We start from the raw sequence: 5,391 nt of genomic DNA on the forward strand, positions 1-5,391 counted from the left end.
GACGGTGTGGGCCGTGACGGTGTGGGCCGCGACGGGGCGGGCGGGCCGTGGCTGCGCTACCGCGGCCGCGCCGTCCGGATCGGGGTCCATCCGCTCGGGGTCGACGGTGACTGGCTGCTCAGACGCGCGTCCAGGCAGGACGTGGCCGCCCGCGCCGCCGAGATGCGCGAGATCGCCGCGGGCCGGCGGGTGATCGTGCGGGTGGACCGGACCGAACTGTCGAAGAACATCGTCCGCGGTCTGGACGCCTACCGGGAGCTGCTGCGCGACTATCCGCAGTGGCAGGGGCGGGTGGTGCACATCGTGTGCGCCTATCCGTCCCGCCACGACCTTCCCGAATACCGCGAGTACACGGCCGCCGTGCAGCGGATCGTGGCGGAGATCGAGGACGAGTTCGCGACCGCGACCTGGCTGCCCGTCCGGCTGGAGGTCAACGATGACTACCCGCGGTCACTGGCGGCGTTGTCGCTGGCCGAGGTGCTGGTGGTGAACCCGATCAGGGACGGCATGAACCTGGTCGCGAAGGAGGGCGCGGTGCTCTCCCGGCCCGGGGCGGCCCTGGTGCTCTCCCGCGAGGCCGGGGCGTGCGTGGAGATGGCCGACGACGCGCTGGTGGTCAACCCGTTCGACGTGAGCGCGACCGCCCGGGCGCTGCACACCGCGCTGCTGATGGCCGCTGACGAGCGCCGCGACCGGTGCGCCCGGCTCGCCGCCGTCGCAGGCAGGCTCCCCCCGCGCAAGTGGTTCCGCGACCAGCTCGACGCGCTGCTGGAGTGACCCCACCCCACCCCGCCGGGGACGGCCGGCGTCCCGGGCGGGCGTTCCAGGCCGGCCAGGCAGTGCGAATCCCGTCCACGACCCCGGTGTAGGCCATGATCGGCGCTCATCGACGTGCGCCGCCGTTTGCGAGGATACGTACGGTTACGCGATCGGTGCTCTAGGCCAGGCGGGCGGCGAGCAGGAGCAGTAGCGCCACCACTCCCTCCGGGCCGGGGACGACGAGATCGGCCCGCTCCCGCAGTGCCCGGGGGACCTCCGGGCCGTCGCTGCACACGGTCAGCCCGGGGATACCGGCGGCCCGCAGCTCGTCGACCGTGTCGAAGGCCGGCAGGTCACCGAGGTCGTCGCCGGCGAACAGCACGGAGCGGACGCCCAGCCCGGCCACGTGGTCGCGCAGCGCCCGGCCCTTGTCGTGGCCGGGCGGGCGTAGCTCCAGCACCCGTTTGCCAGGTGCGGCATCCAGCCCGTTGTCCCTGGCCAGGACGGTCAGCGCGGGCGTGAGCGAGGCCAGTGACGCGTCCGGGTCGGCGGTGCGGCGGACGTGGACGACCAGGGCGTGCCCCTTGTCCTCCACGACGGTCCCGGCGGGCGCGTCCTGCAGGAGCCTGGGCAGTGCGGCCCGGACCGCGGCCACCCCGGGCAACGGTTCGGGGCTGGTGATCGTTCCGGTGGCGGCGTCCCAGCGCTGGAGCCCGTACTGGCCGAGGATGGACAGCGAGTGCAGCCCCGGCTCGTCGGTGAACCGGGCGAGCGAGAGCAGGGCCTCGACCGGGCGGCCGGTGATGATGGTGATCGATCCGACCCGTTCGGCCAGCCGGGCCAGGGCGCGCAGCGCACCGGGCGCGGGAACGGCGTCGGAGGGACGGCTGACGATGGGTGAGAGGGTGCCGTCGTAGTCGAGCGCGATCAGGGCATGCCGCGGGTCGGTGAGCAGCGCGGCGAGCCCGGAGCCGCCGGCCAGCGTCCGGGGCGCCCCGGCGAGCGGGCCGCTGCCGGGCGTGCTGCTGCCGGGCGTGCCGCTGGTACCGGGTGTGCCGCTGCTGCCGGGTGTGGGAGTCATGGGCTCAGGTCCGTCACTCGGGCGGGTCGATCTGGAAATCCTTGGTGATGACAAGGATGAGCGGGTCGTCCGAGTTGAAGTGCGCGCTCTTGGGAGCCGCGGCTCTGACATCCGGGATCAGCTCCTGCAGGGTCTCGGCGGCGGCCTTCTGCTCCGGCTCGTAGAACACGGTGGGTACCGCGACGTTGTACGCCGCGTTGTAGTTGCCGACCCGGGTCACCGTGAAGCCGGCGGCTTCCAGCCGGGCCCGGGCAGCGTCGGCGAGCCCCGGCTCCCTGGAGTTGTTCAGGATCACGACGGGGGCGAAGACGCGTTTCGGCGCGGCCGACGGCGGGACGGGAGCAACCGCCTTCGGCGGCTGTGACGTTCCTGCCGGTAACGGACGGGCGCTCGTCGCCGGCGCGGCAGGTGCCGCCGGCGCGGCCGTGGACGCACCGCCGACGGGCCGCGCGGCCCCGGCCGCGACCGTGGCCGGAGCCGGTGAAGCGGTCGCGGCCGCGGCCGCGGTGTCCGGCGAGGGGTCGTTGACCAGGTCGATGGCCAGGATGCAGCCGAGCACGGCGAGTACGGCGACGGCCCCGGCGACGATCCCGTGCAACCGGTCCCCCCGGCGCAGCCGCGGTGGCCGAGGAGGGGCCGCGGAGGAGATGGTCTCGGTCACCGCGGTGCTCAGATCTCGGCCGAGCCGGGGCGGCCGGTGTGGCCCGAGCGCGCTCGCCGGCGGGTTGCCCGCAGTCTGCGCAGCCGTCTGACCAGCATGGGGTCGGCGGCGAGCGCGGCCGGGGAGTCGATCAGGGCGTTCAGGATCTGGTAGTAGCGGGTCGCGGAGATACCGAACTCGGCGCGGATCGCGGTCTCCTTGGCGCCCGCGTACCGCCACCAGTGGTGCTCGAACTCCAGCACCCGGCGCTGGCGGTCATCGAGCGCGACCGCCGGGCCGGCCGTGTCTGGATCGTGCGCTGGTTGCGAATGGTGATCGGATGGTGTCGCCTGGTGGCCGGATTCCGGCGGGCCGGACGATGCGGGCGTCCGCACGGGATCGTGCGGGCCCTGGAAGGCCTGCGATTCGGGCGCCAGGACGTGAGCGGTGTTCACTTTGATGATCAACCTCCTCTGGCGGGGATCCGCGAATCACAGGAATGTGCTTCGCCGTCCACTATTTCAGAGGCTGGGTCCGACAACTTCGGCCGAGCCGGTCGACACGCGGGATCCTCCCTCGTCAGCCCCGCCTGCCTGGCACCGTATGAAGAAGATCACGCCTTCGGATGGAGCCGGTCATCGTCGCCGTCCGCGTGCCGCCCGTCCCATACTGTCATGCGGCCACTGCCGGGCACGTGGCCACTGCCGGGCACGCGGCCGCCGCCGGGCATGCGGTTACTGTCATGCGGTGACCCGTCGCTTCACCCGTACCGCCGAGGACTTCCACTGCCTTGCCTGCGGGACGCCGGTGCGCGGCGACGGCTACACCAACCACTGCCCGCGCTGCCTGTGGTCCCGGCACGTGGACGTCAACCCCGGTGACCGGGCCGCCGACTGCACGGGGCCGATGCGTCCGGTCGCGGTGGAGGTGCGCGCCGGGCGAACCGTCCTGCTCCACCGCTGCGAGACCTGCGGCCACCAGCAGCGGAACAGGACATCCCCGGCGGACGACCTCGAGGCGGTCATGCGGCTGTCGGCGCAGGGCGGCGTCCACGCCGGTGCCGCCCCGGACCGTGCCCCGCGAGGCGGGCGCGGACGGCCCGGCCGGCGCGGGCGGGCCGGGTCCCGGCAGGCGTACGAAGGGTACGGGTCGGGATACGAGGGGCACGGGTCGGGATACGAGGGGCACGGGTCGGGATACGAGGGGCACGGGTCCGGATACGAGGGGCACGGGTCGGGATACGAGGGGCACGGGTCCGGATACGAGGAGGCCGGCCGCGGGAACCGCCCGGACCGGCGTGGCCCGGACCGGAACAGCCCCGGGCCAGCCGGGCAGGCGGAACCCGGCACCCCGGCGGCGGATACCGTCATGGAACGTGCGGACGGCTGACATCGGTGCCGCCGGGCCGGCGCCACAGCGGCCCGGCCGCCGCCTGTCCGTGCCCCGACGGCTCCCACCACCCGGGTATCCCGGCCGGCCCGTGCCGCCGGCGCGCCTGTCCCGGTGGGCGCGCCTGTCCCGGTGGGCGGGCCAGGCCCGGCGGCGGACACGGCCATGGTTCAGGCCCTGGCCGGCCCGCCGGATCTGGGTCTTCTGGCTGGTCTCCCGGGTGGTCCTGATCGTCCTCGCTGTCGCGGGCAGGACGCTCGGCGCGCAGCACGGGGTGCTCGGCGACGTCCGGCTCTACGGCCACTGGGGCTACGGCCTGGTGCACGGCGCGGGGCTGCCCGTTGACGACGACCGCTGGCAGTACCCGCCGGCCGCGGCGATCGCGCTCGCCGTCCCGTCCGTGCTGGAGGCGGCCGCCAGGCTGCCCTATGAGGTCGGTTTCTTCCTAATGATCATTATGGTGGACGCGGCGGTCACCGGCATGCTGGCCCGGCGCTCGGCGTCCGCGGCCCGCTTCTGGCTGCTGGGGATCTGCGCGCTCGGACCGGTCGCGCTGGCCCGTTTCGACCTGTTACCGGCCGCCCTGGTGGTGGCCGCGCTGGTCGGTGTCGCCGACCGGCGGTGGGGACTGGTGGGCGTCGCGGTCGGCCTCGGCGTCCTGGTCAAGGTGTGGCCGGCGCTGCTCCTGCCCGTGCTCGGCGGCGTGGTGGCAGCGCATGGCCCGGCAGCGGGGGCGGGCCCGGCCCGCTCGCGGATCCAGGCGCGCCAGGCGCCGGGTGCGGGGGAGCCGCCCCCGCTGCCGGCCCTGGCCCCGGGCTCCGACGCGTGTCCGGGCCCTCTGGTGGCGGGTGCCAGCGGCGGCGCGGCGTCGTGGCCGGCCCTGGCCAGGCTGGCTGGCGGGCTGGTGGCGGCGGTGGCGCTGGTGGCCGCGGTGCTGTTCGCGACGGGCTGGTGGCGGGAGTCATTCGCTTTCCTCGGCGCGCAGGAAGCTCGCGGCCTGCAGACCGAGGCCGTCCCCGCGACCCCGTTCGTCCTGGCGCACATGGTCGGCCTGGGCCCGGGCCCGGTCTACGACTGGGGATCGTTCCAGTTCGGCTCCCCGGCGGCACGCACCGTGGCGACGGCCTGTTCGGTGGTGGAGATCGTGGCCATGCTCGCCGCCACCGCGTGGTGGTGGACGCCCCGGCGGTCACGCGCGGCCACGAATCCGGCCACGAATCCGGCGGGGAATCCGGCGGGGAATCCGGCGGACCGGATGCTGGCGCTGCTCCTGGTCGTCCTGGTGACGAGCCGGGTGCTCAGCCCCCAGTACCTGGTGTGGCTGCTGGCGGTCGCCGCCTGCCGTCCCCTGTGGCCGAACCCGGCGGCCGGTGGCCCGGCCAGCACGCCGAGCCCGGCCGTCGGTACCAGCTCTGCCGTCGGCGCCGGCCCTGCCAGCCTTGCTGCTGATGATCTTACCGTTGGCGCCGGTCCTGCCGGTCCTGCCGGTCCTGCCGGTCCTGCCGGTCCTGCCGGTCCTGCC

Annotated in this window: 5 protein-coding genes and 1 pseudogene; 3 read left to right on the plus strand and 3 right to left on the minus strand. The window is 74.6% G+C overall.

Annotated elements, in window-relative coordinates:
• The coding region (locus tag AC5LUJ_RS19730) for a trehalose-6-phosphate synthase (protein WP_493465482.1) at positions 1 to 777 on the plus strand (777 nt) is incomplete at its 5' end.
• 160 nt (positions 778 to 937) lie between these two features.
• Here the strand turns inward: AC5LUJ_RS19730 and otsB are convergent.
• From otsB to AC5LUJ_RS19745, 3 genes are read right to left on the minus strand one after another with little or no spacing between them, the layout of a single operon-like run.
• Positions 938 to 1,840, minus strand: a complete 903-nt coding sequence (gene otsB / locus AC5LUJ_RS19735) for a trehalose-phosphatase (RefSeq protein ID WP_250292961.1) — start codon at positions 1,838 to 1,840, stop codon at positions 938 to 940.
• Positions 1,841 to 1,853: 13 nt separating this feature from the next.
• The gene (locus tag AC5LUJ_RS19740; RefSeq protein ID WP_493465483.1) at positions 1,854 to 2,501 is read right to left on the minus strand and encodes a LytR C-terminal domain-containing protein; all 648 of its coding nucleotides are present in this window, start codon (positions 2,499 to 2,501) and stop codon (positions 1,854 to 1,856) included.
• 8 nt (positions 2,502 to 2,509) lie between these two features.
• A complete protein-coding gene (locus tag AC5LUJ_RS19745) occupies positions 2,510 to 2,935 on the minus strand; it encodes a DUF3263 domain-containing protein (protein ID WP_250286062.1) in 426 nt (141 codons plus the stop codon).
• A gap of 292 nt (positions 2,936 to 3,227) precedes the next feature.
• Between AC5LUJ_RS19745 and AC5LUJ_RS19750 the strand changes: the two are divergent.
• Positions 3,228 to 3,495, plus strand: a pseudogene (locus AC5LUJ_RS19750) (RNHCP domain-containing protein); the annotation flags it as partial.
• 594 nt (positions 3,496 to 4,089) lie between these two features.
• Positions 4,090 to 5,391, plus strand: a 1,302-nt coding sequence (locus AC5LUJ_RS19755) for a glycosyltransferase family 87 protein (RefSeq protein ID WP_493465484.1), incomplete at its 3' end; no start/stop codon positions are given.

Source organism: Protofrankia sp. CiP1_Cm_nod3 (genome assembly GCF_982290655.1).

Coding starts and splice junctions, on each gene's coding strand:
- otsB (WP_250292961.1), bottom strand. CDS start 1,840: ATGACTCCCACACCCGGCAGCAGCGGCACACCCGGTACCAGCGGCACG.